The organism is Pseudomonas sp. S1_G07, from assembly GCF_054668565.1.
The window spans coordinates 285,690-311,346 of record NZ_CP162778.1; the positions used below are offsets into that span (position 1 = coordinate 285,690).

General features: G+C 63.5%; 25 protein-coding genes and 1 pseudogene. 14 read left to right on the forward strand and 12 right to left on the reverse strand.

Annotated elements, in window-relative coordinates; translation table 11 throughout:
- Positions 1-275: 275 nt before the first annotated feature.
- The 5 genes and pseudogenes from AB4O05_RS01285 to AB4O05_RS01305 all read left to right on the forward strand — a co-directional run.
- Positions 276-602, forward strand: a pseudogene (locus AB4O05_RS01285) (DUF4172 domain-containing protein); the annotation flags it as partial.
- A gap of 107 nt (positions 603-709) precedes the next feature.
- Positions 710-952, forward strand: a complete 243-nt coding sequence (locus AB4O05_RS01290; protein WP_003176346.1) for an exodeoxyribonuclease VII small subunit — start codon at positions 710-712, stop codon at positions 950-952.
- Positions 949-1,836 (forward strand): (2E,6E)-farnesyl diphosphate synthase, encoded by an 888-nt coding sequence (gene ispA, locus AB4O05_RS01295; RefSeq protein WP_460133661.1) that lies wholly within the window; start codon positions 949-951, stop codon positions 1,834-1,836. The genes AB4O05_RS01290 and ispA overlap by 4 nt, the downstream gene beginning before the upstream one ends.
- Before the next feature lie 110 nt (positions 1,837-1,946).
- Positions 1,947-3,845 carry a 1-deoxy-D-xylulose-5-phosphate synthase gene (gene dxs / locus AB4O05_RS01300; RefSeq protein WP_460133660.1) on the forward strand — a complete coding sequence of 633 codons (1,899 nt, stop codon included), beginning with the start codon at positions 1,947-1,949 and terminating at the stop codon, positions 3,843-3,845.
- A gap of 139 nt (positions 3,846-3,984) precedes the next feature.
- The gene (locus AB4O05_RS01305; RefSeq protein ID WP_460133658.1) at positions 3,985-5,874 is read left to right on the forward strand and encodes a TonB-dependent receptor domain-containing protein; all 1,890 of its coding nucleotides are present in this window, start codon (positions 3,985-3,987) and stop codon (positions 5,872-5,874) included.
- A gap of 110 nt (positions 5,875-5,984) precedes the next feature.
- Here AB4O05_RS01305 and AB4O05_RS01310 read toward each other — a convergent pair whose 3' ends face one another.
- The 10 genes from AB4O05_RS01310 to nrdR form a co-directional block, all read right to left on the reverse strand.
- The gene (locus tag AB4O05_RS01310) at positions 5,985-6,773 is read right to left on the reverse strand and encodes a cobalamin-binding protein (protein WP_460133656.1); all 789 of its coding nucleotides are present in this window, start codon (positions 6,771-6,773) and stop codon (positions 5,985-5,987) included.
- Positions 6,770-7,189 (reverse strand): MFS transporter, encoded by a 420-nt coding sequence (locus AB4O05_RS01315; protein ID WP_460133654.1) that lies wholly within the window; start codon positions 7,187-7,189, stop codon positions 6,770-6,772. Before AB4O05_RS01315 ends, AB4O05_RS01310 begins: the two co-directional genes overlap by 4 nt.
- Positions 7,186-7,803 (reverse strand): GTP cyclohydrolase II, encoded by a 618-nt coding sequence (gene ribA, locus AB4O05_RS01320; protein WP_460133653.1) that lies wholly within the window; start codon positions 7,801-7,803, stop codon positions 7,186-7,188. The genes AB4O05_RS01315 and ribA overlap by 4 nt, the downstream gene beginning before the upstream one ends.
- Before the next feature lie 141 nt (positions 7,804-7,944).
- Complete coding sequence (gene thiL, locus AB4O05_RS01325) at positions 7,945-8,910, reverse strand: thiamine-phosphate kinase (protein WP_460133652.1); 966 nt, start codon at positions 8,908-8,910, stop codon at positions 7,945-7,947.
- Between the two features lie 18 nt (positions 8,911-8,928).
- Positions 8,929-9,429, reverse strand: coding sequence for a transcription antitermination factor NusB (nusB, locus tag AB4O05_RS01330; protein WP_460133651.1), 501 nt, complete (start codon positions 9,427-9,429; stop codon positions 8,929-8,931).
- Positions 9,426-9,902 (reverse strand): 6,7-dimethyl-8-ribityllumazine synthase, encoded by a 477-nt coding sequence (gene ribH / locus AB4O05_RS01335; protein WP_003176356.1) that lies wholly within the window; start codon positions 9,900-9,902, stop codon positions 9,426-9,428. The genes nusB and ribH overlap by 4 nt, the downstream gene beginning before the upstream one ends.
- A gap of 88 nt (positions 9,903-9,990) precedes the next feature.
- On the reverse strand, positions 9,991-11,082 hold the full coding sequence (ribBA, locus tag AB4O05_RS01340; RefSeq protein WP_460133648.1) for a bifunctional 3,4-dihydroxy-2-butanone-4-phosphate synthase/GTP cyclohydrolase II: 1,092 nt from the start codon (positions 11,080-11,082) through the stop codon (positions 9,991-9,993).
- 15 nt (positions 11,083-11,097) lie between these two features.
- Positions 11,098-11,760, reverse strand: a complete 663-nt coding sequence (locus tag AB4O05_RS01345) for a riboflavin synthase (protein WP_460133647.1) — start codon at positions 11,758-11,760, stop codon at positions 11,098-11,100.
- A gap of 48 nt (positions 11,761-11,808) precedes the next feature.
- Positions 11,809-12,945, reverse strand: a complete 1,137-nt coding sequence (gene ribD, locus AB4O05_RS01350; protein WP_460133645.1) for a bifunctional diaminohydroxyphosphoribosylaminopyrimidine deaminase/5-amino-6-(5-phosphoribosylamino)uracil reductase RibD — start codon at positions 12,943-12,945, stop codon at positions 11,809-11,811.
- Positions 12,942-13,412 carry a transcriptional regulator NrdR gene (nrdR, locus tag AB4O05_RS01355; protein ID WP_460133644.1) on the reverse strand — a complete coding sequence of 157 codons (471 nt, stop codon included), beginning with the start codon at positions 13,410-13,412 and terminating at the stop codon, positions 12,942-12,944. The genes ribD and nrdR overlap by 4 nt, the downstream gene beginning before the upstream one ends.
- A gap of 139 nt (positions 13,413-13,551) precedes the next feature.
- Here nrdR and AB4O05_RS01360 point away from each other — a divergent pair, with 139 nt between their 5' ends.
- The 3 genes from AB4O05_RS01360 to trxA are packed head-to-tail and all read left to right on the forward strand — an operon-like array spanning position 13,552 to position 15,571.
- Complete coding sequence (locus AB4O05_RS01360; RefSeq protein WP_460133643.1) at positions 13,552-14,007, forward strand: YbaY family lipoprotein; 456 nt, start codon at positions 13,552-13,554, stop codon at positions 14,005-14,007.
- Positions 14,004-14,666 (forward strand): class I SAM-dependent methyltransferase, encoded by a 663-nt coding sequence (locus tag AB4O05_RS01365; protein WP_460133642.1) that lies wholly within the window; start codon positions 14,004-14,006, stop codon positions 14,664-14,666. Before AB4O05_RS01360 ends, AB4O05_RS01365 begins: the two co-directional genes overlap by 4 nt.
- A gap of 32 nt (positions 14,667-14,698) precedes the next feature.
- Positions 14,699-15,571, forward strand: coding sequence for a thioredoxin (trxA, locus tag AB4O05_RS01370; protein WP_460133641.1), 873 nt, complete (start codon positions 14,699-14,701; stop codon positions 15,569-15,571).
- Between the two features lie 101 nt (positions 15,572-15,672).
- Here trxA and AB4O05_RS01375 read toward each other — a convergent pair whose 3' ends face one another.
- Entirely contained in the window at positions 15,673-16,023 is a 351-nt protein-coding gene (locus tag AB4O05_RS01375; protein ID WP_460133638.1) for a hypothetical protein, read from the reverse strand.
- Between the two features lie 132 nt (positions 16,024-16,155).
- Here AB4O05_RS01375 and AB4O05_RS01380 point away from each other — a divergent pair, with 132 nt between their 5' ends.
- The 5 genes from AB4O05_RS01380 to AB4O05_RS01400 all read left to right on the forward strand — a co-directional run bounded on the left by AB4O05_RS01380 (position 16,156) and on the right by AB4O05_RS01400 (position 20,071).
- Entirely contained in the window at positions 16,156-16,761 is a 606-nt protein-coding gene (locus AB4O05_RS01380; protein WP_460133637.1) for a DUF2796 domain-containing protein, read from the forward strand.
- A 6-nt stretch (positions 16,762-16,767) separates the two neighbouring features.
- Entirely contained in the window at positions 16,768-17,478 is a 711-nt protein-coding gene (locus tag AB4O05_RS01385) for an ABC transporter ATP-binding protein (protein WP_460133636.1), read from the forward strand.
- 1 nt (position 17,479) lies between these two features.
- Entirely contained in the window at positions 17,480-18,745 is a 1,266-nt protein-coding gene (locus tag AB4O05_RS01390; RefSeq protein WP_460133635.1) for an ABC transporter permease, read from the forward strand.
- Positions 18,746-18,756: 11 nt separating this feature from the next.
- On the forward strand, positions 18,757-19,284 hold the full coding sequence (locus tag AB4O05_RS01395; RefSeq protein ID WP_460133634.1) for a DUF3299 domain-containing protein: 528 nt from the start codon (positions 18,757-18,759) through the stop codon (positions 19,282-19,284).
- A gap of 88 nt (positions 19,285-19,372) precedes the next feature.
- On the forward strand, positions 19,373-20,071 hold the full coding sequence (locus AB4O05_RS01400; RefSeq protein WP_460133632.1) for an OmpW/AlkL family protein: 699 nt from the start codon (positions 19,373-19,375) through the stop codon (positions 20,069-20,071).
- Between the two features lie 166 nt (positions 20,072-20,237).
- Here AB4O05_RS01400 and AB4O05_RS01405 read toward each other — a convergent pair whose 3' ends face one another.
- Positions 20,238-21,122, reverse strand: a complete 885-nt coding sequence (locus AB4O05_RS01405) for a sugar nucleotide-binding protein (RefSeq protein WP_460133629.1) — start codon at positions 21,120-21,122, stop codon at positions 20,238-20,240.
- A 166-nt stretch (positions 21,123-21,288) separates the two neighbouring features.
- On the opposite strand from AB4O05_RS01405, the gene AB4O05_RS01410 reads away from it, so the two are divergent.
- On the forward strand, positions 21,289-25,536 hold the full coding sequence (locus AB4O05_RS01410) for an Lhr family helicase (RefSeq protein WP_460133627.1): 4,248 nt from the start codon (positions 21,289-21,291) through the stop codon (positions 25,534-25,536).
- Positions 25,537-25,657 lie beyond the last annotated feature (121 nt).

The following is a 25,657-nucleotide window of genomic DNA, read 5'->3' on the forward strand; positions in this document are numbered from 1 at the left end:
TCGAAGTGAGATCAACTGACATTTTTCTTTATCCAACAAATATATGAGCAGAACGTCACCTGCGGACTTGGTATAGAGACACTTATTCGACTTTGACGTCGGGACGCATCATGGATGACTGCTCCTGAAAAATCGGAGAGTACAGCATCCGTCATTAGATTTCGGCCTAGAAGGTGGACTTTATGGCGTGCTTACGAACACACCCACCACCAGACTAGACCCTGAGCCAAATCCGAAGCAAAATCGGCTCACCAAATGAGCCGAATAACCTCTTTATTCGGCTCACACACCCCAGGCATTCCACCACGGCTCATGCACACTGGATCTGGCAACACGCCGACTGGCCGCACTTCCACTGGCAACCCGGTCGCCTCGCGGCGTTGCTGCGCGAGTGTGGGCAAGCCCAAGGCAAGCTGTTGGGCATGCTCGTCTCCGTCAGCCAAGCAGTCAGCGCACAGAATGAACTGGACGCGCTGCTGCAAAATATCCTGACGTCCTCGGCGATTGAGGGTGAGTAGTTGAATGTCGGCTCGGTGCGCTCGTCCCTGGCAAGGCGGATGGGCCTGGAAGCTATGACCGACGGTCAGGTAAGCCGCCGCAGCACGCGTTATCAGGTCAATACAGCGGGCGAGTGAGCCGCCACTCATTTGCCCAGAATCCCCATGTCTGCTAGTGTCGCGCCGGTTTACCGTCTACCGGAATAGCCGCCATGGCCCGCAAAAAAGTTGCACTCGATTTCGAACAATCCCTCGCCGACCTGCAAACCCTGGTCGAGCGTCTGGAGAACGGCGAGTTGTCGCTGGAGGACTCGCTGACGGCGTTTGAGCAGGGCATCGGCCTGACTCGTGACTGCCAAAGCGCGTTGGCGCAGGCGGAGCAGAAGGTGCAGGTGTTGCTGGAACGTGACGGAGAGTTGGCCGAAGAGCCTTTCGATGCGGAACAGCCGGAATGATCGATGCGTACCAGGCCAGTAGCCAAGCCCGGGTGAATGCGGCGCTGGAGCCCTTGTTTGTTGCGCCCAGCCCGGAAATGAAGCGTCTTTATGAAGCCATGCGCTACAGCGTGATGAATGGCGGCAAGCGTGTGCGCCCGTTGCTGGCGTATGCGGCGTGTGAAGCGCTGGGTGCGCCGGCCGCAGAGGCGAATGGCGCGGCGTGTGCGGTGGAGTTGATCCACGCCTATTCGTTGGTGCATGACGATTTGCCGGCGATGGATGATGACGATCTGCGTCGCGGCCAGCCAACCACCCACAAAGCCTTTGATGAAGCCTATGCGATCCTGGCCGGTGATGGCTTGCAGAGCCTGGCGTTCAGCGCATTGCTGGACCCGCGTTTGAGCAGCGTCAACGCCGAGATCCGCCTGCGCATGGTCACCGCCCTGGCCCTGGCCGCCGGCCCCGCCGGTATGGTCGGCGGGCAGGCGATCGACATGGGCTCGGTCAGCCTCAAGCTGGATCAAGCAGCCCTCGAACACATGCATCGCCACAAGACCGGCGCGCTGATCGAAGCCGCCGTGCACCTCGGCGCCCTGGCCAGTGGCCGTGCCGATGCCGCGCAATTGGCGGCACTGCAGACCTATGCCCGAGCCATCGGCCTGGCGTTTCAGGTGCAGGACGACATTCTCGACGTAGAAAGTGACACCGCGACCCTGGGCAAACGCCAAGGCGCCGATATCGCACGGGACAAGCCGACTTATCCTGCACTGCTTGGGCTTACAGCGGCCAAGGCGTATGCCCTTGAACTGCGCGACCAAGCCCTGGACGCCCTGCGACCTTTCGACGCGCCAGCCGAGCCCCTGCGTGACCTGGCGCGGTATATCGTCGAACGCCGCCACTGATAAAGGCGGTCATTAAGCCCGCATATCGGCCAAGTTCGGTGCTCTGCGTGGGCAGTTTGCGATGCTTGAGGTAAACTGCCGCCTCTTCTATACCTATAACGATTCGCCTGATGCCCACGACGTTTCAAGAGATTCCCCGCAATCGCCCGTCCACGCCCCTGCTCGACCGTGCTGCCACGCCGGACGGCCTGCGTCGTCTGGGTGAAGCCGAGCTGGTAACCCTGGCCGATGAGTTGCGCCTGGAATTGCTCTACACGGTCGGCCAGACCGGTGGGCATTTCGGTGCCGGCCTGGGCGTTATCGAGCTGACCATCGCCTTGCATTACGTGTTCGACACCCCGGATGACCGGCTGGTATGGGACGTGGGCCATCAGGCGTATCCGCATAAAATCCTCACGGGGCGCCGCGAGCGCATGGGCACCCTGCGCCAGAAGGATGGCGTCGCTGCCTTCCCGCGTCGCTCCGAGAGCGAGTACGACACCTTTGGCGTCGGCCACTCCAGCACCTCCATCAGTGCAGCGCTGGGCATGGCCATTGCCGCCCGCCTGCAAGGCAGCGATCGCAAGGCGATTGCGGTGATCGGTGATGGCGCGTTGACCGCCGGCATGGCGTTCGAAGCGCTGAACCATGCGCCGGAAGTCGACGCCAACATGTTGGTGATCCTCAACGACAACGACATGTCGATCTCGCGCAATGTCGGTGGCCTGTCCAATTACCTGGCCAAGATCCTCTCCAGCCGCACCTATGCCAGCATGCGCGAAGGCAGCAAGAAGGTGCTCTCGCGCCTGCCCGGCGCGTGGGAAATTGCCCGGCGTACCGAAGAATATGCCAAGGGCATGCTGGTTCCCGGCACGCTGTTCGAAGAGCTGGGTTGGAACTACATCGGCCCGATCGACGGCCATGACCTGCCGACCCTGATCGCCACGCTGCGCAATATGCGCGACCTCAAAGGCCCGCAGTTCCTGCATATCGTCACCAAGAAAGGCAAAGGTTTCGCCCCGGCGGAAGTCGACCCGATTGGCTACCACGCGATCACCAAGCTGGAACCTGTGGACGCTCCCGCCGCCGCGCCGAAAAAGGCCAGTGGGCCGAAGTATTCCGGTGTGTTTGGCGAATGGCTGTGCGACATGGCCGCCGCCGACTCGCGCCTGGTGGGGATTACCCCGGCGATGAAGGAAGGCTCCGACCTGGTGGCGTTCAGCGAGCGTTTCCCGCTGCGTTACTTCGATGTGGCGATTGCCGAGCAGCACGCGGTCACGTTTGCTGCCGGCATGGCCTGCGAAGGCGCCAAACCGGTGGTGGCGATCTACTCCACCTTCCTGCAGCGCGGTTATGACCAATTGGTGCATGACGTCGCGGTGCAGAACCTCGATGTGCTGTTCGCCATCGACCGCGCCGGTTTAGTCGGTGAAGACGGCCCGACCCACGCCGGCAGCTTTGACCTGTCTTACCTGCGCTGCATCCCCGGCATGCTGGTGATGACGCCGAGCGACGAGAACGAGCTGCGCAAGATGCTCAACACCGGCCACCTGTACAACGGCCCGGCCGCCGTGCGTTACCCACGCGGCAATGGCCCGAATGCCGTGATCGAAAAAGACCTGGAGCCCATCGAAATCGGCAAGGGCATCGTGCGGCGCCAGGGCAGCCAGGTGGCGTTCCTGGTGTTCGGCGTGCAATTGGCCGAAGCACTGAAGGTGGCCGAGAAGATCGACGCCACGGTGGTCGACATGCGCTTCGTCAAACCGCTGGACGAAGCCCTGGTGCGCGAGATTGCCGCCAGCCATGAACTGCTGGTAACCGTTGAAGAAAACGCCATCATGGGCGGTGCCGGCGCGGCGGTCAGTGAGTTCCTGGCCCGCGAGAACATCCTCAAGTCGGTGCTGCACCTGGGCTTGCCGGATGTGTATGTGGAACACGCCAAGCCGGCGCAGATGCTGGCCGAGTGCGGGCTGGATGAAGCCGGGATTGAGCTTGCAGTTCGTCAGCGCATGGCACTTCTGAATCTGTAACCGCATCAAAAATGTGGGAGCGGGCTTGCTCGCGAAGGCAGTGTGTCAGCCAGTACATCTGGAACTGATACACTGCCTTCGCGAGCAAGCCCGCTCCCACATTGGTTTTGTGTCAACTTTAAAAGCCATGGACAGCCCCATGAACCGCCTGCGCCTTGCCCTGCCCCTGCTGCTTCTACCTGCACACGAATTGCTCGCCGACACCCGCGACAATGCGCTCAAACTCCCCGACGTGGTCATCAGCGCCAACCGCCAGGTCCAGGCACGCAACGACAGCAGCGCGGCCAACACCGTCTTCACCCGCGACGACATCGACCGCCTGCAGCCCACCAGCCTCACCGACCTGCTCAGCCGCGTACCCGGCGTGCAGGTGGCGCCAAGCGGGGGGCGCGGCAGTTTGCCGGGGATCTACCTGCGCGGTACCAAATCCGCCCAGAGCCTGGTGCTGGTGGACGGCCAGCGCATCGCCAATACCACCTCCGGCGACAGCGGCCTGCAATACCTGAACGTCGACCAGATCGAACGGGTGGAAGTCCTGCGCGGCTCACGCTCGGTGATCTACGGCAGTGATGCAATCGGTGGCGTGATCCAGGTATTCACCCGGCGCAATGCAGGACAAGGCGTGCAACCGCGCTTGAAGCTTGGGTTTGGCAGCAACCACACGTGGGAACGCAGCCTTGGCCTGTCCGGCGGCGACGAATACACGCGCTTCAACCTGGGGGCGAGCCTGGATGAAACAGCCGGCATCAACTCGACCCACCACTCCTTCCCCAGCGACGGCGACCATGATGCCTATCGCAACCAGTCGCTCAGCCTGAACCTCAGTCATTCGTTCAGCGATGAGCTGGAAGTGGGTTTCAATCTATTGGATAACCGTGGCAAGTCGGAATACGACAACAGCTTCGGCCGCTACGACAGCGCCAGCGGCCAGACCGTTGGGCAAAAGCCCTATACCGACTACGCCGTCAGCAGTGCCAGCGGCTATATCGACGCCGCGCTCAACGAACACTGGCAATCGCGCCTGGAACTGGGCCACAGCGAGAACCGCGACACCAAGCGCGATACGCTCAGTGATGACTTCAGCGTGTTCAACACCTACCGCGACTCGATCAACTGGCAGAACGACCTGACACTCAATGACCAGAACAGCCTGATCCTCGGCGGCGACGGGTACGAAGACCGCTTCCACGGCTCCACCGCCTTCAGCGAGAACAGCCGCTGGAACCGTGCCGCCTTTGTGCAGCACCGCTTCCACAGTGAAGGGTTCTCCACCGAACTGGGCCTGCGCCACGATCAGAACCAGCAGTTCGGCGGCCAGAACAGTTGGAGCGGCACCCTGACCGTGCCGGTCAACCCCGACAATGACCTGCTGCTGACCTACAGCGAAGGCTTCCGCGCGCCGACCTTTAATGACCTGTATTACCCGGACACAAAGTACAGCAACCCCAACCTGCAGCCCGAGACCTCGAAAAGCTACGAGCTGCAATGGCGCAGCCAACTGACTGACAGCACGCACCTGGAAGCCTCGCTGTACCGCACCGACCTGAGCGATGCGATCATCCTCGACCGCACCGGCAAGCCGCAGAATGTGGCGTCGGCGCGTATCAATGGCGTTGAGGCGGCGTTGAAACAGGATCTGTTCGGCTGGCAGGGCAACCTGGGCCTGTCGATCATCGACCCACGCGACCGTGACAGCGGCCATACCCTCGCCCGCCGCGCGCGCCGCACGTTGAGCCTGGACCTGGACCGGCAATTCGATAGGGTAGGCCTGGGGGCCAGTTGGCAGGCGATCAGCAACAGTTACGACGATGAAGACAACACCCACCGCCTGGGCGGCTATGGATTGCTCGGGCTACGCAGCCGTTGGACGGTGAGTCGGGAAGTGGCGCTGTCGCTGAAGGTCGATAACCTGTTGGACAAGTCCTACACGCGAGCCCGCTACAGCTATGACGACCAGGCCTTTCTGAACAACCAGGATTATCGCGAGGAAGGCCGCACCTGGATGCTCGGCGTCACCTGGACCCTGTAGCTGCAGGAGCGAGGGGGACGCCTAGTTCTTGCTCGCGAAAAACCCGAGAGCGCCGCATTCGTCCAGAATGCCCGTGTCATCGTTAACGATCATCGCGAGCAAGCTCGCTCCTACAGGGGACGGGTGATCACTTCACACAGCCGCGCCACCGCCTCCAGCATCTGCCCACTGGGCCGCTCGAGGCCCTTGTCCGGCACCAACCTCACCCGCTCCGTCATCGCCGGCCAGACCTTCCAGGCCGCCTTCTGAGCCTGATCGCCCACCAGAATCACTTGCGGATCGCGCTGCAACACCGACTCGATGTTGACCTGCGGCGCGGGTAGCGTCAGATCGTCAAACACATTGCGCGCGCCGCACACGCTCAATGCGTCGCTGATAATCTGCCCACCGCCCACGGTGTACAGCGGCTGGTTCCACACTTGGTAAAACACTCGCACTGGCTCGGCCCGCCGATAACGCTGGCGCAGTTCGGCCAGGCGCTGGCGCAGTTGGCCGGCCAACAGATGGCCGGCATCCGCCCGACCCAGTTGCTCGGCAATGGCTTCGATCTGGGTGGTGAGCTGTTCAAGGCTATGGGGTTCGGCGACATAAACCGGAATATTCAGGCGCTGCAATTGTTCGCGCGCAGCCGGGCCGAGGCTGCCGGGCCACAGCAGGATCAAGTCGGGCTTGAGGCTGACCAGGCGCTCCATATTCAACTGGCCGTATTGACCCACCGACGGCACGTTCGCCAACGCAGCCGGGCGATCACCGCCATCGAGCATGCCCACCAGCAAGTCCGCGGCGCCCAGCTCAAGCACTATTTCAGACAACGAAGGCGCCAGGCTCACCACCCGCTCGGCGGCCACGGCCTGGGCACTCAGTGCCAGCAGCAGAAGCGCCAGCCAGTGGCGCATCATCCCAGCTGACGCGGGATGCGGTAGAGGTAGAACAGCACCAGCGTCGACAACGCCAGCAGGAACAGCGGCACGGCTTCCAGACCGACGAACACCGCCAGTGCCCCCACCCAGGCAGGGAGGGCGGCCACCAGCAAGGCCGTGCGTCGGCGTGCCGCGAGGGTGATCCAGGCCGCCGGTTCTTCAGGAGTATCCAGGGCTTTGGAGGTGGCGATCAGCGCGTGCTTGTAGCCATTGAAGTAACGCAGGCTGAGAAACATCGAGGCCACCCCGGCGATAAAGAACGGCATGGCCAGCACCGGCAACAGGGCTTCGGCCCGGCCGAACACCAGGTTGATCACGAACAACGGCAGCAGCGCCAGCGCCAGGTACTGCCACCAGTTGAAGGACAGTCGCCGCTTGACCTGGCCACGGGTCACGCGCGGTCGACCTCGCCCTGATGCTCGTTGCCCATCATGTGGTCGAGCTTGCTGGCCTTGGTGGCCAGGTAGAGTTTGTTGTGCGGGTTGTGGCCGGTGTGCAGCGGTACGCGCTCAGCCACGGTGATGCCCATCTCGGTCAAGGCTTTGACCTTGCGCGGGTTGTTGGTCATCAGGCGCAGGGACTTCACGCCCAGATGCTCCAGCATCGGCAGGCAGATGCCGTAGTCACGCTGGTCGGCGGCAAAGCCCAGGCGCTCGTTGGCCTCGACGGTATCGGCGCCGCCATCCTGCAGTTCGTAGGCGCGAATCTTGTTCAGCAGGCCAATACCCCGGCCTTCCTGACGCAAGTACAGCAGCACGCCTCGGCCTTCGCGGGCGATGGCTTGCAGCGCGGCTTCCAGTTGCGAACCGCAGTCGCAGCGCTGGCTGAACAGCGCATCGCCGGTCAGGCACTCGGAGTGCACACGCCCCAACACCGGCGCACCATCCGCGATGTCACCGAGGCTGAGCACGACGTGCTCGCGCCCGGTTTCCTCTTCGAGAAAGCCATGCATGGTGAACGTGGCAAATGGGGTAGGCAGCTTGGAAGCAGCGACGAAAACGACGGGCACCGTGTGCTCCTGATTTCAGATTTCACAGAGGGGGCATTGTAACAGCACGTTCCTACAGACGCTTAAGCTGAATGATCGCTGATAAAGATCAATCGGTTCGATTGGCCTTCATCCCGGTTCTATGCAGGTCAGAAGGTTGACTCAGGGCGCCGGGCAAAAATGCTGATAACCATGAATGACCGGGGTGATGTCGTGCCCACTGGCGTCGAGCAGGGCCACGCCCTGCCCCGCCTCGACCCGACCGACAACGTGCACCGGCCAACCGCCGGCCAGCAACGGCGCCAGTTCGGCGGGCGGCAGGGTGAACACCAGCACGTAGTCGTCGCCACCACTCAATGCCGCCACCCGTGCCGCGTCGTCACCGACAAACGCCAGCAGGGCCTTGGACAAGGGCAACCGCTGTTGCTCGATCAACAGGCTGACTGCCGACGCCTTGGCGATATGCCCGCAATCGGCCAATAGCCCGTCGGAAATATCCATCGCCGCCGTCGCCTTGCCCCGCAGCGCCAGGCCCAACGCCAGTTGCGGTTGTGGCGACCAGTAATGCGCCAGCAGTGGATCGGCAATGGCCGCAGCGGCGCTGCGCTGCCCCAGGACCAACGGCAAGGCACCCGCCGCGTTGCCCAGCTCACCGCCCACACACAGCAGGTCGCCCGGCCGTGCACCACTGCGTGTCAACGCCTGCCCGGCCGGCACACGGCCGAATACGGTAAGAGTCAGGCTCAATGGCCCGCGCGTGGTGTCGCCGCCCACCAGGCCCACGCCGCAATGTTGCGCCATGGCGTTCAAGCCCAGGGCATAACGTCGCAGCCAATCAGCATCGATGGCGGGCGTGGTGAGGGCTAGGGTAAATGCGAGGGGGTGGGCGCCCATGGCGGCCAGATCGCTGACGGCCACGGCCAGCGAGCGCTGGCCGAGCAGAAACGGATCGCAGGGATCGGCAAAATGCACGCCGGCCACCAGGGTATCGGTGGAGATTGCCAACTGCTCCCCAGGCGGGAGCGCCAGCAAGGCACAGTCATCACCGATCCCCAGGGCAATACCTTCGCCGCCCTGCGCACAAGGCGCGGCGGCGAAGTAGTTGCGGATCAGCTCAAACTCGCCCATTCGGGACTCAAGCGCAGGTTAGCGCTTGAACGCCTTCACTTCGGCTTCACGCAGGCGCGGGGCCAGCTTGTCGAGCACGCCGTTGACGAACTTGTGACCGTCGGTCGAACCGTAGACTTTCGCCAGCTCGATACCTTCGTTGATCACTACGCGGTACGGCACGTCGACACGCTTGAGCAGTTCCCAGGTGGACAGGCGCAGTACGGCCAGTTCGACCGGGTCCAGCTCTTCGAGGGTCAGGTCCAGGCAGGGCACGAGCGCCTGGTCGATCTCGTCGAGGTTGGCCGGCACACCGTGCAGGATGTCGTGGAAGTAGCTCTGGTCGGCGAAGGTGAAGTCGTTATCGACGCGGAACTGCGCTTCGATTTCGTTCAGCGCGGTACCGGCCATATGACGCTGGTACAGCGCCTGGGTGGCCAACTGGCGTGCCGCACGACGCTTTTCGCTCTTGGAAGGCTTGCCGGCGTCCGCCGGACGCTCGTCGCGCGGGTTGAAACGATCGCTCTCGTCGGAAATCACTTGGCCTCCAACTGCGACAGCAGGCTGACCATTTCCAGGGCGGACAGAGCAGCTTCAGCGCCTTTGTTGCCGGCCTTGGTGCCGGAACGTTCGATGGCTTGTTCGATGGAATCCACGGTCAGTACGCCGAAAGCGACGGGCACGCCGAACTCCATGGACACCTGGGCCAGGCCCTTGGTGCATTCGCCGGCCACGTATTCGAAGTGCGGAGTACCGCCACGAATGACCGCGCCCAGGGCGATGATCGCCGCGTATTCACCCTGCTGAGCAACTTTTTGCGCAACCAGTGGAATTTCGAAGGCGCCAGGGGCACGGATGATAGTGATGTCGCTCTCGCTCACACCGTGGCGAACCAGGGCGTCCACGGCACCGCTTACCAGGCTTTCAACCACGAAGCTGTTGAAGCGGCCAACCACCAGGGCATAGCGGCCTTTGGGGGCGATGAAGGTACCTTCGATGGTCTTCAGGGTCATTCGACAAATCTCTTAAAGAGCCGGGACGCGAAAAGTGCGTCCCTCAGTGATGATTTAACCGCGAACAAGGGGCGAAAATCGCCGGCCTTTATTCGGAGGGCACGTATTCTACAACTTCCAGATCGAATCCGGATATCGCATTAAATTTCATCGGTGCGCTCATCAGGCGCATTTTGCGCACACCGAGGTCGCGCAGGATCTGCGAACCGGCACCGACGATGCTGTAGGTGGTCGGCGTCTTCACCTGGGCCTGCTCGGCGGTTTCGCGGATATGCGCCAGCAGCACATCGCCGTCCACCGGGTTACCCAGCAGCAATACCACACCGCTGCCGGCCTCGGACACCGCGGCCATGGCGGCGCGCAGGCTCCAGCGGCCCGGTTGCTTGACCATCAGCAGGTCGCGCAGCGGGTCCATGTTGTGCACGCGCACCAGGGTTGGCTCTTCGCCACTGATGGTGCCCAGGGTCAGCGCCATGTGCACATCGCCTTCCACGGAATCACGGTAGGTCACCAGGTTGAATTGGCCCAGTTCGCTGTCCAGTGGCTGCTCGGCAATCCGCTGAACGGTACGTTCGTGGATCATGCGGTAGTGGATCAGGTCGGCAATGGTGCCGATCTTGAGCCCGTGTTCGGCGGCAAAGCCCTCGAGTTCGGTGCGACGGGCCATGGTGCCGTCGTCGTTCATCACTTCGCAGATCACCCCGCTCGGCTCGAAACCGGCCATGCGCGCCAGGTCGCAGGCGGCTTCGGTGTGGCCGGCGCGCGCCAGGGTGCCACCCGGCTGGGCCATCAGCGGGAAGATATGCCCAGGGCTGACGATGTCTTCGGCCTTGGCATCCTTGGCGGCGGCGGCTTGTACGGTGCGCGCGCGGTCAGCGGCAGAGATGCCGGTGGTGACGCCGGTGGTCGCTTCAATCGAGACGGTGAACTTGGTACCGAAACCCGAGCCATTGCGCGGCGCCATCAGCGGCAGCTTGAGCAACTCGCAGCGCTCGCGGCTCATGGGCATGCAGATCAGCCCACGGGCGTGCTTGGCCATGAAGTTGATGTGCTCGGGCTTGCAGGCCTCGGCGGCCATGATGATGTCGCCTTCGTTTTCACGGTCTTCGTCATCCATCAGGATGACCATCTTGCCTTGGCGGATGTCTTCAACCAGTTCTTCGATGCTATTGAGCGCCACAGGGCACCCCCTTGGTCAGGATTTCAGGTAGCCGTTAGCGGCCAAAAAACTTTCAGTGATGTTACCCGCGGCTGGCTCTGCGGCCTTATCGCCCAGCAACAGGCGCTCCAGGTAACGGGCAAGCAAGTCGACTTCCAGGTTCACCCGGCGACCTGGCTGGTACGACGCCATGATGGTTTCGCTCAGGGTGTGGGGAATGATGGTCAGTTCAAATTCGGCGCCGTTCACGGCGTTCACGGTCAGGCTGGTGCCGTCGACGGTGATCGAGCCTTTGTGGGCGATGTACTTGGCCAGTTCCTTGGGCGCGCGGATGCGGAATTCCACGGCACGCGCGTTTTCGCTGCGGGCAATGACTTCACCGACACCGTCGACGTGGCCACTGACCAGATGACCGCCCAGGCGGGTGGTGGGCGTCAGGGCTTTTTCCAGGTTGACCGGGCTGCCGGCCTTGAGGTCGTTCATCGCGGTGCAGTTCAGGGTTTCCCGGCTGACGTCGGCGGCAAAGCCATTGCCGGGCAGCTCGATGACGGTCAGGCACACGCCGCTGACGGCGATGCTGTCGCCGAGCTTGACATCGCCGAGGTCGAGCTTGCCGGTTTCAACCAGCAGGCGCACGTCGCCGCCCTTGGGGGTCATCGCACGGATGCTGCCGATGGATTCAATAATGCCGGTGAACATTTCGTTCTCCTGAAAACGAGGGGCTGACGCTCAAGCGCAGGCCGGGAATTATACGCTCGCTGGGAGTATAGGGATGGCAGTGACTCGCCAGTCGTCGCCCACAGCGCGCATTTCAGTGATCTTGAGTTGGGGGGCGTCGGCCAGTTTCTCAAGCGGCCAGTCCAGCAACGGCCGGGCGGCGGAGCCCAGGAACTTGCCGGCGACGAAAATCACGTATTCATCCACCAGGCCCTGCTGGGCAAATGCGCCTGCCAGGCTCGGGCCTGCTTCCACCAGTACTTCGTTGACACCCCGCGCGGCCAGGGCCACCAGCGCAGAGCGCAGATCGACCTGGCCGTCAACGCCCGGCACCACCAGGCATTCAGGGCCACGGGGGAACTGGTTCTCTGCGGTGACGCAGGTAATCACCAATGCCGGGCCGGCCTTGAAGAACGGCGCATTGAGCGGCACGCGCAAGCGACCGTCGATCAATACGCGCAGCGGCGGGCGTGACATGGCGAGAGCGGTGGTGGCTTCGTCCAGGCCCAGCTCGGCGGCGCGCACGGTCAGCCGTGCACCGTCGGCCAGCACCGTGTCGGCACCGGTCAGCACCACGCTGGCCTCGGCGCGCAGGCGCTGTACGGCGGCGCGGGCGGCGGGGCCGGTGATCCATTGGCTCTCGCCGCTGGCCATCGCGGTGCGGCCGTCCAGGCTCATCGCCAGCTTGACCCGCACAAACGGCAGGCCATGTTCCATGCGTTTGAGGAAGCCCTTGTTCAGGGCCCGCGCTTCACCTTCGAGCACACCGCTACGAATCTCGATCCCGGCCTGGGCCAGGCGCTGCATACCGCGCCCGGCGACTTCCGGGTTGGGGTCCTGCATCGCCGCCACCACCCGCGCCAACCCGGCACTCACCAGCGCATCGGCGCACGGCGGGGTGTGGCCATAATGGCTGCAAGGCTCAAGGGTGACGTACGCCGTGGCGCCCCGTGCCTTGTCGCCGGCGGCGCGCAGGGCATGCACTTCGGCATGGGGTTCACCGGTACGCACATGCCAGCCTTCGCCGACGATCTGCCCGTCGCGCACAATCACGCAGCCGACCCGAGGGTTGGGATGGGTGGTGTACCGCCCATTGCGCGCCAGTTCGAGGGCGCGCGCCATGTAATGGGCGTCGAGGACGGCCTGTTCAGCAGACGGAGGGTTCATTTTTTGGCGGGCTCACGGGCCAGGCGGTCGATCTCTTCGCGGAACTCATTGAGGTCCTGGAAGCGTCGATACACCGAAGCGAAACGGATATAGGCGACTTCGTCGAGCTTTTGCAACTCGCCCATCACCAGCTCTCCAACCACCAGGCTCTTGACCTCGCGTTCGCCGGTCGCCCGCAGCTTGTGCTTGATGTGCGCCAAGGCCGCTTCCAGCCGTTCGACACTCACCGGGCGTTTTTCCAGGGCGCGCTGCATACCGGCGCGCAGTTTGTCTTCGTCGAAGGGTTGGCGGCTGCCGTCGGACTTGATCAGCCGTGGCAATACCAGTTCGGCGGTTTCGAAGGTGGTGAAACGTTCACCGCAGCCAGAAGCCAGGCATTCGCGCCGGCGACGTACCTGATCGCCCTCGGCGACCAGACGTGAGTCAATGACCTTGGTGTCGTTGGCACCGCAGAAGGGACAGTGCATGGTGGCAGGCAACAAAAAAAGGGAGGGCCATGGTAGCGCATCCCTGTGGCAAGACAAGCCATAGCCTTTACGGTATATAGGCTGGCTATTATGTTTCGTGTATTTCAAGCCACGGATTTTGTCCTTTCTGGAGCCGTATATGCAGTTACGACCACTTGTTTTGCTTACCCTGTTCAGTTTTCTGGTCGCCTGCAGCAGCGAAGCCCCCAAACCGGCCGCCCCTCAACCCACGCCCGTGCAGGAGAAAAAAGTGCCGGGGATCGAAGAACTCGGCCCCTTGCCGGCTTATCAACGTGAAATCAACGGCAGCCTGAGCAATGTGCCCGCCGGTGCCGAGGTCGAGATGGCCCTGCTGGTGATCGACGACCGTTCGCGCCCCCAGCAATTGCTCGCCAGCAGCGTACTCACCGGCAACGGCAAGCCCGTGGCCTTTCGCCTGCGCTTCAACCCCGAGGCCTTCCCGGCCGGCGCGCGGGTTGAATTGCGTGGCCGTGCCAGCCAGTCCGGCCAGTTGATTTTGCACCTGCCCGCCGTGCGCATCACCCAGGCGATCACCCAGACCACCGGCCCCCTGCAACTCGTCAAGGCTCCATGACGCCACCGCTGGACCTGCAGCGCGCCCTGAGCGAACTGATCGGCGACGCCCAACTGGTGCCCTGCCCTTTGCCGGGCACCGAACTGTCGTTGTGGCTGCTGGATGCGGACAATATGGATCGCGCCTTCAGCTCCGAGGAAACCCGGCGCATCCTGCATGAACCGCCTTATTGGAGTTTTTGCTGGGCCAGCGGCCTGGCCCTGGCGCGCTACCTGGCGGCGAACCCCGACTGGGTGGCCGGCAAGCGCGTGCTGGATTTTGGCGCCGGTTCCGGCGTGGCCGCGATTGCGGCCGTCAAAGCCGGTGCGGTGGAAGTGGTGGCCTGCGACCTGGACCCGCTGGCGTTGGCCGCCTGCCGGGCGAATGCCGAACTCAATGAGGTGGAACTGGGTTATTGCGCCGACTTCTTCGCCGAAACCGATCGCTTCGACCTGATCCTGGTGGCCGATGTGCTCTACGACCGCGCCAACCTGCCGCTGCTGGACCAGTTCCTCAGCCGAGGGCGCGAAACGCTGGTAGCGGACTCGCGGGTGCGCGACTTCCAGCACCCGGCTTATCGGCGCCTGGAGATCCTCGATGCGCTGACGCTGCCGGACCTGGCCGAGCCTTGGGAGTTTCGCAAGGTGAGCCTGTACCATTCGCGGCGCCAGCCCTTATAGTTGCCCCATTCCCGCTTTATTCGAGACGTCCCATGAGTGAGCCCACGCCCTACATCTTCGACGCTACCACTGCCACCTTCGACCAGGCAGTCATTCAAAAGTCCTTCGAAAAGCCCGTACTGGTGGATTTCTGGGCCGAATGGTGCGCACCGTGCAAGGCACTGATGCCAATGCTGGCGCAGATCGCCGAGAGTTATCAGGGCGAGTTGCTGCTGGCCAAGGTCGATTGCGAGGCCGAGCAGGACATCGTCGCGCGTTTTGGCATTCAAAGCCTGCCGACCGTGGTGTTGTTCAAGGATGGCCAGCCGGTGGACGGTTTTGCCGGGGCGCAGCCGGAGTCGGCGGTGCGTGCGCTGCTCGCGCCGCATGTACAAATGCCCGCGCCGAAGGCGGCCGATCCCTTGGTGCAGGCCCAGGCCTTGTTTGCCGAGGGCCGCATCAGCGAGGCCGAAGCGCTGTTGGTCGCACTGCTGGGCGAAGACAATACCAACGCCGCCGCGCTGATTCTGTACGCACGCTGCCTGGCCGAGCGCGGTGAATTGGGTGAGGCCCAGACCGTGCTCGACGCCGTGAAAAGCGACGACCACAAAGCCGCCCTCGCCGGGGCCAAGGCGCAGATCACCTTCCTGCGCCAGGCCGCCGATTTACCCGATGCCGCCGAGCTGAAAAGCCGCCTGGCGCAAAACCCCCAGGACGACGAAGCCGCCTATCAGCTGTCCATCCAGCAACTGGCGCGCCAGCAGTACGACGCGGCGCTGGAAGGCCTGCTCAGGTTGTTTATCCGCAACCGCAGCTACAGCGAAGGCCTGCCGCACAAGACCTTGCTGCAGGTGTTCGAGTTGCTGGGCAATGATCACCCGCTGGTGCCCGTGTACCGTCGCAAACTGTTCGCCGCGTTGTATTAACCGCCCTGCAGGAGCGAGCTTGCTCGCGAAGGACGTCAACCAGACCGCGCCCATCCTGAATGAATGCGGTGTGCTTGGGTTTTTCGCGAGCAAGCTCGCTCCTACGAGGGGTCGATCCAGGTATAGAGCGGCGTATCACCGCCGCTCGCCACGTTGACCTTGACGCTATGGCGCAGGCGCACCAGCAGGCGCTTGGCCGCCGAGACATCGCCGGCCAAACCTTGCAACTGATCGAGCAATTCCAGGCCATTGAGTTGCCCGGCGTTGCGCAGCAGGTCCTGGGCGCTCTGCCACAGGTCATCATTGGGCTTGACCGCTGCAACCGGCGCAACCGCCACACTGGCCTCGGGCGTGGCCTGCAAGCGCGCGCCAAGGCGCGCCCAATCGTCGTCGTCCAGCTCCACGGTCAAGTCCACCGGCAGGTCGCCGACGGTTCCACGAATTCGCAACATCGTCCTTCCTCCTGCATTTTTCTGATGGGCATGCTCCCATGTGGCTTGCGCAACGCCAAGCGGGCGGTCAAACTCTCGACACCATTTGTTATAAGATCACATAACAAAACCTTCATGTTCTGGAGCTCACTCATGCGCCGCCTGATGCTTGCTTTGCCATTTGCCCTGTTGCCGCTCGCCATCGCTCATGCCGCCGATGAGCACGACCATGATCACGAACATGGCAGCCTCGGCGCCCACGAACACGGGGTCGGCCGCCTCAACGCGGTACTCGACGGCCAGGCCCTGGAACTTGAGCTGGACAGCCCGGCGATGAACCTGGTGGGTTTCGAACATGTCGCCACCAGCGCCGCCGATAAAGCCAAGGTCGCGGCGGCACGTAAGCAGTTAGAGAACCCCGTGGCACTGTTCAACCTGCCCAAGGCCGCCGGTTGTGTGATCAGCAGCCAGGAGCTCAACAGCCCGCTGTTCGGCGACAAGCCGGAAGCGGATCACGACGACGATGATGATCATGACCACGACGCCAAAGACGGCGCCCACGAACATCATCACGATCACAGCGAAATCCACGCCCACTACCAATTCACCTGCGCGACGCCGACCGCCCTGAGCAACCTGGACCTGAGCCAAGTGTTCAAGACCTTCCCCGCCACCCAGAAAATTCAGGTACAACTGATCGGCCCAAGCGGCCAGCAAGGTGTTGATGCGACGGCCACAGCAGCCACCCTGAAGTTCTGAGTGCCCATGACCCAAGCATTGATCGAACTGTCTGACCTGGGCTTCAACTGGCCCGGTCACCCGCAGTTGCTGGACATCCCCGCGTTCCGCCTGGAAGCGGGGGAAACCCTGTTCCTCAAAGGCCCGAGCGGCAGTGGCAAGACCACGTTGCTGGGGCTGCTGGGCGGCGTGCAGAAACCCTGCCGGGGCAGCATTCGCCTGCTCGGCCAGGAGCTGACCGAGCTCTCGGCCGGCGCCCGCGACCGTTTTCGCGTGGACCACACCGGTTATATCTTCCAACAGTTCAACCTGCTGCCATTTTTGTCGGTGCGCGAGAACGTCGAGTTGCCTTGCCACTTTTCCAAGCTGCGCGCGCAACGGGCCAGGCAGCGCCACGGCAGCGTCGATCAGGCCGCTGCCGCCTTGCTCGCGCACCTGGGCTTGAAGGATAAAGACCTGCTGGAGCGGCGCGCCGATTCGTTGTCCATCGGCCAGCAGCAACGGGTCGCCGCTGCCCGTGCGCTGATCGGCCAACCGGAACTGGTGATCGCCGACGAACCCACCTCAGCCCTGGACTACGACGCCCGCGAAGCCTTCCTTAAGTTGCTGTTCGCCGAATGCCGCGAAGCCGGCGCCAGCCTGTTGTTTGTCAGCCACGACCAGAGCCTGGCAGCGCTGTTCGATCGCAACCTGTCGCTGGCCGAACTCAATCGCGCCGCCATGCCCGCAGAGGTTTGAGATGTATTTGTTTCGTCTAGCCATGGCCAGCCTGGCTAACCGCCGCTTTACCGCGATCCTCACCGCGTTCGCTATCGCCCTGTCGGTGTGCCTGCTGCTGGCGGTGGAACGGGTACGCGTGGAAGCGCGCAACAGTTTCGCCAGCACCATCAGCGGCACCGACCTGATCGTCGGCGCACGCTCCGGCTCGGTCAACCTGCTGCTGTATTCGGTGTTTCGCATCGGCAATGCCACCAACAACATTCGTTGGGACAGCTTCGAGCACTTCGCCGCCAACCCCCAGGTGAAATGGGCCATCCCGATTTCCCTCGGCGACTCCCATCGCGGCTACCGGGTGATGGGCACCAACGCGTCGTACTTCGAGCACTACCAGTACGGCCGCAAGCAGAGCCTTGAACTCGCCAGCGGCCGCGCTTTCGCCACCGACCCGTTCGAGGTGGTGCTCGGCGCCGAAGTCGCCGACGCCTTGCACTACAAACTCGGCGACAAACTGGTGCTGGCCCACGGCGTGGCGGTGGTCAGCCTGGTCAAGCACGACGATAAACCGTTCACCGTGGTCGGCATCCTCAAGCGCACCGGCACACCGGTGGACCGCACGCTGCACATCAGCCTCGGCGGCATGGAGGCGATCCACATCGACTGGCACAACGGCGTGCCGGCCCAGGGCAAAGGTCGCATCAGCGCCGACCAGGCGCGCAACATGGACCTGACCCCGCAGGCCATCACCGCCTTCATGCTTGGCCTGAACAACAAAATTTCCACGTTCGCCCTGCAACGCGAGATCAATGAGTTCCGTGGCGAGCCGATGCTGGCGATCCTGCCGGGCGTGGCGCTGCAAGAGCTGTGGAGCATGATGGGCACCGCCGAGAAAGCGCTGTTCGTGATCTCGCTGTTCGTGGTGCTGACCGGCTTGATCGGCATGCTCACGGCGATCCTCACCAGCCTCAACGAGCGCCGCCGCGAGATGGCGATTTTGCGCTCGGTGGGCGCACGGCCGTGGCATATCGCGACGTTGCTGATCTTCGAAGCCTTCGCTCTGGCCTTGTCCGGAGTGATTGCGGGCGTGGGTTTGCTGTATGTGTGCATCGCCGCGTCGCGCGGTTATTTGCAAGCCAATTACGGCCTGGACCTGCCGATGTCCTGGCCGAGCGAATATGAATGGACGCTGCTCGCCGGTATCCTGGCCGCAGCATTGTTGATGGGCAGCGTGCCCGCGTGGCGTGCCTATCGACAATCCCTGGCCGATGGCCTGTCCATACGTTTATGAGGAAGGCTTCGATGCGTCGTGCCCTGTTTGCGCTGTTGCTGCTGGTGGCCCTGCCTGTATGGGCCGCCGCGCAGCCTAAAGAGTTGACCTGGTCGGAGCTGATCCCGCCGGATGCGCCACCGGAAGTGCCGGACATGAGGCCGCTGCACGATATGTCGAAGATGGCCGATGCCTTGTCCGTCGAAGCTGCGCCCGCCGCCAAGCAATCATTGCCGAATGCGCCCGTCGTGCAGCAGCTCGATGGCCAGCACATCCGCTTGCCGGGCTATATCGTGCCGCTGGAGGTCAACGAAGAAGGCCGCACCACCGAGTTCCTGCTGGTGCCGTATTTCGGCGCATGTATCCATGTGCCGCCACCGCCGTCGAACCAGATCGTGCATGTGAAAAGCGAAGTCGGCGTGAAGCTCGATGAGCTGTACCAGCCGTATTGGATCGAAGGCGCCATGCAGGTCAAACCGTCCAGCAGCGAGTTGGCCGATGCCGGCTACCAGATGGATGCCGAGAAGATTTACATCTACGAACTGCCGGAAGAACGCTGATCGCCCTTTCATTGAGCTGAGTCAAAAGACCAAACGGAACGATCTCTACCATTGGACGTACAACCTTTAAACGTCCTTTGGAGCTCCCATGAACAAGTCTCTGCTCGGCGCGTCCCTCTTCGCGCTCGCCCTCGTCGCCCCGATTGCCCACGCTCACGAAGCGGGCGACATTCTGATTCGCGCCGGTGCAATCACGGTGAACCCGAAGGCTGACAGCAGTAGTGTCAAAGTTGACCAAGGCCCACTGGCCGGCACCAACTTGGGCGGCAAGGCGACTATGAGCAGCGACACTCAGTTGGGCTTGAACTTCGCCTACATGCTGACCAGCCACGTGGGTATCGAGCTGTTGGCCGCCACGCCGTTCGAACATGACGTGAAGATCAAGAACACCATCCTCAGCGGCGCCAACGGCAAGCTCGGTACCCTCAAACACCTGCCGCCAACCCTGAGCGTCGTGTACTACCCGCTGGATAGCAAGTCCGCGTTCCAACCCTATGTTGGCGCCGGTATCAACTACACCTGGATCTACGACGAACACGTCGGCAGCAGTGCCTCCCAAGCCGGCTTCAGCAACTTCAAGGCCGAGAACTCCTGGGGTTGGGCCGCGCAGATCGGCGCCGACTACATGATCAACGACAAGTGGATGATCAACGCCCAGGCGCGCTACATCGACATCAGCACCAAGGCCACCGTGGAAAACGACGCCGTGTCCCCTGGCACCCGCGCCAAGGTGAATGTGGACGTGGACCCGATGGTTTACATGGTGGGTATCGGCTACAAGTTCTAACGCGGGTCCAAGCAACCCTGCATAACCAATGTGGGGGCTGCTCTCTGTAGGAGCTGGGCTTGCCCGCGATGCAGACGCCTCGGTGTATCAGTGATACCCAGGCGATGCTATCGCAGGCAAGCCAGCTCCTACAGAGGGCAGCCCCCACATTGGCTTTTGTGTGGTGTCAGACGTGGCGGTAGAAGCGATCCAGCAACGCCGGCAACCCCGCCCGCCACGCCCGTGGCTTGATGCCGAAGGTGTGGAGGATTTTCTTGCAGGCCAGCACCGCGTGTTGCGGTTCATCGGCGGCATCCGGTCGTGCCGCATGGGCCTGGGCGGTGGGGGCTTCGATCGCCAGCGCATGAAAGTGGCGCGCTTCGGTGAGGATCGCCTGGCCCAGCGCCAACGGCGTGGTCGCCTCATGCCCGGCGTAGTGGTACGTGCCCCACAGCGGCGCCGCGCAATCGAGTTGCTTGAGCACCGAGATGATCACCCGCGCGGCATCGTCCACCGGCGTCGGGTTGCCGCGACGGTCGTCCGCCATCGGCAACTCATCCGGCGTCTCGGCCCGGGCCAGGAAGCGCCCGAGGGTGCCGTCGATGCTGTCATCCAATAGCCAGCCAAAGCGCAGCAGCACATGTTGCGGACAAGTCGCGCGCACGCTCTGTTCGATACGCCACAACGCCTGGCCACGCAGGCCCAGGGGCACCGGCTCGTCCTTTTCGCTGTAGGCGGTGGCGCGGGAACCATCGAACACGCGATAGCTGGACGGTTGCAGCAACGTGATGGAGTGGTGCTGACACAATTCGGCCAGGCGCTCGATGGCGAACTCCTGGGCGGCCAGGCGTGTTTCGCTGACCGCTTCGGCCTGGAACCAGTCGAAATAGTAGGCGAGGTTGATCAACGCATCGGGACGGGTGTCGTCGAGAAGCTGGGTGAGGCTCGCGGCATCCCAGCCGTCTTGGGGCGGTTTGGGGGCGAGGAAACCGATGTCTTCCTCCGCACCGAGGCGAATCAGCGCCTGCCCGAGGGCATTCCCGCCGCCCAGTAACATAAGGCGCATTCGCATAGTTTGAGCAGGCCCGGTCTGTTTGGAACGATGGTTATTGTCGGCAAGCATGTGAGCCTTGCCAGTTGCATTTGCCAGAATCGTTGCATTTTGCGGGTTTGTAGCGCAACCGTCACGGATAAAGTGCGGGGTTGCAACTTGCCCCCGGCGGTTGCATATAGGGTGAATGAACCTTCCCGAATCCACGGACACGGCATTGGGCGGCTTCCATCCCGCCGTCAGTGCCTGGTTCCGCAGCACCTTCCCTTCGGTGACCCACGCCCAGGCCCAGGCGTGGCCGCTGATCCGCCAGCGCCGCTCGACCCTGATCGCCGCCCCCACCGGTTCCGGCAAGACGCTCACGGCGTTTCTCGCGGTGCTGGATGACCTGGTGCACCAGGGCCTGGCCAACGGCGGGCAACTGCCGGATGAAACGCTGGTGGTGTATGTGTCGCCGCTCAAAGCGCTGTCCAACGATATCCAGATCAACCTGCAAAACCCGCTGGCGGGGATCACCGAGCATCTGCAGGCATTGGGCCTGCCGCCATTGGTGATCCGCACCGCCGTGCGCACCGGCGACACCGCGCAAAAAGACCGCGCGCTGATGCGCAAGCGCCCGCCGCATATCCTGGTGACCACGCCGGAATCGCTCTACGTGCTGCTCGGCTCCGACTCCGGCCGACACATGCTCGCCAGCACGCGCACGGTGATTGTCGATGAGATCCACGCCATTGCCGCCGGCAAACGCGGCAGCCACCTGGCCCTGAGCCTGGAGCGCCTGCAAGGCTTGTGCGCCACGCCGTTGACCCGCATCGGCTTGTCGGCCACGCAACACCCCATCGAAGCGGTGTCGCGCTTTCTGGTCGGCACGGGGCGAGCGTGCGACATCGTCGATATCGGCCACGCGCGTCCCCGCGACCTGGACATCGAAGTGCCGCCGGTGCCGTTGTCGGCGGTGATGGCCAACGATGTCTGGGAGTTGGTCTACGACCGCCTCGCTACCCTGGCCCGCGAACACCGCACCACGCTGGTGTTCGTCAACACCCGGCGCCTGGCCGAACGCCTGGCCCGGCACTTGAGCGAGCGCCTGGGCAAGAACGCCGTGGCCGCCCACCATGGCAGCCTGGCCAAGGAAATGCGCCTGGAGGCCGAACAACGGCTCAAGGCCGGCGAGCTGCAAGTGCTGATCGCCACCGCGTCCCTGGAACTGGGGATCGATATCGGCGAGGTCGACCTGGTGTGCCAGATCGGCTCGCCGGGCTCCATCAATGGTTTTCTGCAACGGGTCGGCCGCTCCGGGCACCAGGTTGGCGGTACGCCCAAGGGACGCCTGTTCGCCACCACCCGCGACGACCTGATCGAATGCGCCGCCCTGCTCGACTGCGTGCGGCGCGGCGAGCTGGACACCTTGCACATTCCGGTGGCGCCACTGGACGTGCTGGCCCAGCAAATCATTGCCGAAGTCAGCGCCCAGGAATGGTCGGAAGCGGCGCTGCTCGCACTTATCCACCGCGCCGCACCCTATGCCGGGCTGGATGAACACCACTACCAGGCGCTGCTGCGGATGCTCGCCGAGGGTTACAACGGCCGCCAGGGCATCCGCAGCGCCTACCTGCACCGCGACGCCCTGACCCTTACCCTGCGCGGCCGGCGTGGCGCCAGACTCACTGCCGTGACCAGCGGCGGCACCATCCCGGACAACGCCGACTACAGCGTGCTGCTCGAACCCCAGAGCCTGAATATCGGCAGCGTCAACGAAGACTTCGCAGTGGAAAGCATCGCCGGGGACATCTTCCAGCTCGGCAACACCTCCTACCGCATCCTGCGCGTGGAAGCCGGCAAGGTGCGGGTCGAGGATGCCCATGGCCAGCCGCCGACCATCCCATTCTGGCTGGGCGAGGCCCCTGGGCGCAGCAATGAATTATCGGCGGCGGTGGCACGTTTGCAGGGGCAGTTGGACGCCTTGCTCGGCGCCACGCCAGGCAATCTGCAAGGGGCCCTCGACTGGCTCACCGGCACCCTGGGCCTGAACCGCGCCAGCGCCGAACAGATCCTCGATTACCTGGCCCGCGCGCGCCTGGCCCTGGGCGCGCTGCCGTCCCAGGACACGTTGATCATGGAGCGGTTTTTCGACGCGTCCGGCGGCACCCAACTGATCATCCACACGCCGTTCGGCAGCCGCGTCAATCGGGCCTGGGGCCTGGCCCTGCGCAAGCGCTTTTGCCGCACGTTCAATTTCGAACTGCAAGCGGCGGCCAGCGAAAACGCGATCGTGCTGTCGCTGTCCACCAGCCACAGTTTCGAGTTGGACGAGGTGTGGCGTTACCTCAACAGTAACAGCGCCGAACACCTGCTGATCCAGGCGGTGCTGGATGCGCCGCTGTTCGGCGTGCGCTGGCGCTGGAATGCCGGTGTGGCCCTGGCGTTACCGCGCTATACCGGCGGGCGCAAGGTGGCGCCGCAGATCCAGCGCATGAAAAGCGAAGACCTGATCGCCAGCGTGTTTCCCGACCAGATCGCCTGCCTGGAAAACCTCGCCGGCGAGCGCGAGGTGCCGGAACATCCGCTGGTGGAACAGACCCTCGATGACTGTCTGCATGAGGCCATGGACAGCGACGCCTGGCTGGCCCTGCTGCGGCGCATGGAGCGCGGCGAGGTGCGCCTGATCAGCCGCGACCTGCCGGCCCCCTCGCCCATGGCCGCCGAGATTCTCAGTGCCCGGCCCTACACCTTCCTCGACGATGCCCCGCTGGAAGAACGTCGCACCCAAGCCGTGCTCAACCGGCGCTGGAGCGACCCGCAGAGCACCGACGACCTTGGCGCCCTGGATGCCGGCGCCATCGACGGGGTGCGCGAGGAAGCCTGGCCGGCGCCCCAGGGGCCGGACGAAATGCATGAGGCGCTGATGAGCCTGGCGTGCATTGCCAGCCATGAGGTCACGCCGCCGTGGGACGAGTGGCTGCATACCCTGGCCACGAGCGGTCGCGCTTATCGTTTGTCGAATGGGATGTGGGTGGCGGCGGAGCGCTTGGGCTGCGTGCAGGCGATCTATCCCAATGACTTGCCGCTGCTCCCGGGTTTCGATGAGCCCTGGACGTTTGAAGATGCGTTGGTGGAAGTGCTGCGCGCGCGCCTCGGGGGCTTCGGCCCCTTGAGCGTGATCGAGATCGCCGCGCCCTTGGCGTTGCCGGTGGCCGACGTCACTCAGGCACTGATGCGCCTGGAGCAGGAGGGCTATGTGCTGCGTGGGCATTTCAGCCCCGGCATCACAGAGGAACAATGGTGCGAACGGCACTTGCTGGCGCGCATTCATCGCTACACGGTCAAGCGCCTGCGCCGGGAAATCGAACCGGTGGCGTTGCAGGACTTCATGCGTTTTCTGTTCGACTGGCAGCACCTGTCCGATGGCACCCGTGGCCAGGGCAGCGTCGTGTTGCCAGACATTGTCGGGCAGTTCGAAGGCTATGCCGCCGCCGCTTCGGCCTGGGACAGTGACCTGCTCAGTGCGCGGATCAAGGATTACTCATCGACCTGGCTCGACGAGCTGTGCCGCAGCGGCAAGCTGGTATGGATGCGCCTGAGCACCAAGGCCAGCGCCAGCGCCCTGCGCAGCACGCCGGTGGTGCTGCTGCCGCGCGCCCAGGTGGGGTTGTGGAGCGGGCTGACCGAGCCCACCGACAGTGAAACGTTGTCGCCCAAAGCGCAAAAGGTCCATCAGGCCCTGCGCGATCATGGCGCGCTGTTTTTCGATGAGCTGGTGCATGAGGCCCACTTGCTGCGCAGCGAACTGGAAACCGCTTTGCAGGAACTGGTGGGCGCCGGCCTGGTGAATGCCGACAGCTTCGCCGGGCTGCGTGCGTTGACCACCCCGGCGAGCAAGCGCCAGGCACGCAGCAGCCGGCGTGGGCGCGGGGCCTTCATCGGTGGCATGGACGATGCGGGGCGCTGGGCCTTGGTGCGGCGTTCCCCCACCGCCGCCGGCCCGCACTCCACCGAGACCCTGGAACATGTGGCGATGACCCTGCTGCGCCGCTACGGTGTGGTGTTCTGGCGTTTGCTGGAACGCGAAGCGGAATGGTTGCCGAGCTGGCGCGAGCTGCTGCGCACGTTCCATCGGCTGGAGGCGCGCGGCGAGATTCGTGGCGGGCGCTTTGTCAGCGGGTTGGCCGGAGAACAGTTTGCATTGCCGGAGGCGATCCCGTTGTTGCGCGAAGTGCGCCGCAGGCCCCATGACGGGAGCTTGATTGCGGTGTGCGGGGCGGACCCGTTGAACCTGGTGGGCACCTTGTTGCCCGGCACTAAAGTGCCCGCGCTGAGCGGCAATCGGATTGTGTACCGGGATGGATTGCCTGCTGCCGTGATGGTCGCCGGCAAACAACACATGTTGTTGGAGGTGGATCAGCAGGCAGTGCGGGAGAAGTTGATCAGGCAATGAAACCTGTGTCGACCTGGCTGGCGGACGGGTTTGCGCGCCACTAGCTGCCGAGAACGTGCCGTCTGTAGGACCAGGGAAACTTTCAGACAAAATTCGCAGTCATCCCAAAATGCAGGTCAAT

Bases quoted from the DNA above. Each gene is read 5' to 3' on its own strand.
- AB4O05_RS01395 (WP_460133634.1), top strand. From the start codon at position 18,757: ATGCGTCGTGCCCTGTTTGCGCTGTTGCTGCTGGTGGCCCTGCCTGTA.
- AB4O05_RS01405 (WP_460133629.1), bottom strand. From the start codon at position 21,122: ATGCGAATGCGCCTTATGTTACTGGGCGGCGGGAATGCCCTCGGGCAG.
- ribD (WP_460133645.1), bottom strand. From the start codon at position 12,945: ATGAACCCTCCGTCTGCTGAACAGGCCGTCCTCGACGCCCATTACATG.
- nrdR (WP_460133644.1), bottom strand. From the start codon at position 13,412: ATGCACTGTCCCTTCTGCGGTGCCAACGACACCAAGGTCATTGACTCA.
- AB4O05_RS01345 (WP_460133647.1), bottom strand. From the start codon at position 11,760: ATGTTCACCGGCATTATTGAATCCATCGGCAGCATCCGTGCGATGACC.
- AB4O05_RS01290 (WP_003176346.1), top strand. From the start codon at position 710: ATGGCCCGCAAAAAAGTTGCACTCGATTTCGAACAATCCCTCGCCGAC.
- trxA (WP_460133641.1), top strand. From the start codon at position 14,699: ATGAGTGAGCCCACGCCCTACATCTTCGACGCTACCACTGCCACCTTC.
- dxs (WP_460133660.1), top strand. From the start codon at position 1,947: ATGCCCACGACGTTTCAAGAGATTCCCCGCAATCGCCCGTCCACGCCC.
- AB4O05_RS01410 (WP_460133627.1), top strand. From the start codon at position 21,289: ATGAACCTTCCCGAATCCACGGACACGGCATTGGGCGGCTTCCATCCC.
- AB4O05_RS01385 (WP_460133636.1), top strand. From the start codon at position 16,768: ATGACCCAAGCATTGATCGAACTGTCTGACCTGGGCTTCAACTGGCCC.
- AB4O05_RS01375 (WP_460133638.1), bottom strand. From the start codon at position 16,023: ATGTTGCGAATTCGTGGAACCGTCGGCGACCTGCCGGTGGACTTGACC.
- AB4O05_RS01310 (WP_460133656.1), bottom strand. From the start codon at position 6,773: ATGATGCGCCACTGGCTGGCGCTTCTGCTGCTGGCACTGAGTGCCCAG.
- AB4O05_RS01360 (WP_460133643.1), top strand. From the start codon at position 13,552: ATGCAGTTACGACCACTTGTTTTGCTTACCCTGTTCAGTTTTCTGGTC.
- AB4O05_RS01380 (WP_460133637.1), top strand. From the start codon at position 16,156: ATGCGCCGCCTGATGCTTGCTTTGCCATTTGCCCTGTTGCCGCTCGCC.
- AB4O05_RS01305 (WP_460133658.1), top strand. From the start codon at position 3,985: ATGAACCGCCTGCGCCTTGCCCTGCCCCTGCTGCTTCTACCTGCACAC.
- ribH (WP_003176356.1), bottom strand. From the start codon at position 9,902: ATGACCCTGAAGACCATCGAAGGTACCTTCATCGCCCCCAAAGGCCGC.
- ispA (WP_460133661.1), top strand. From the start codon at position 949: ATGATCGATGCGTACCAGGCCAGTAGCCAAGCCCGGGTGAATGCGGCG.
- AB4O05_RS01400 (WP_460133632.1), top strand. From the start codon at position 19,373: ATGAACAAGTCTCTGCTCGGCGCGTCCCTCTTCGCGCTCGCCCTCGTC.
- thiL (WP_460133652.1), bottom strand. From the start codon at position 8,910: ATGGGCGAGTTTGAGCTGATCCGCAACTACTTCGCCGCCGCGCCTTGT.
- AB4O05_RS01390 (WP_460133635.1), top strand. From the start codon at position 17,480: ATGTATTTGTTTCGTCTAGCCATGGCCAGCCTGGCTAACCGCCGCTTT.
- AB4O05_RS01365 (WP_460133642.1), top strand. From the start codon at position 14,004: ATGACGCCACCGCTGGACCTGCAGCGCGCCCTGAGCGAACTGATCGGC.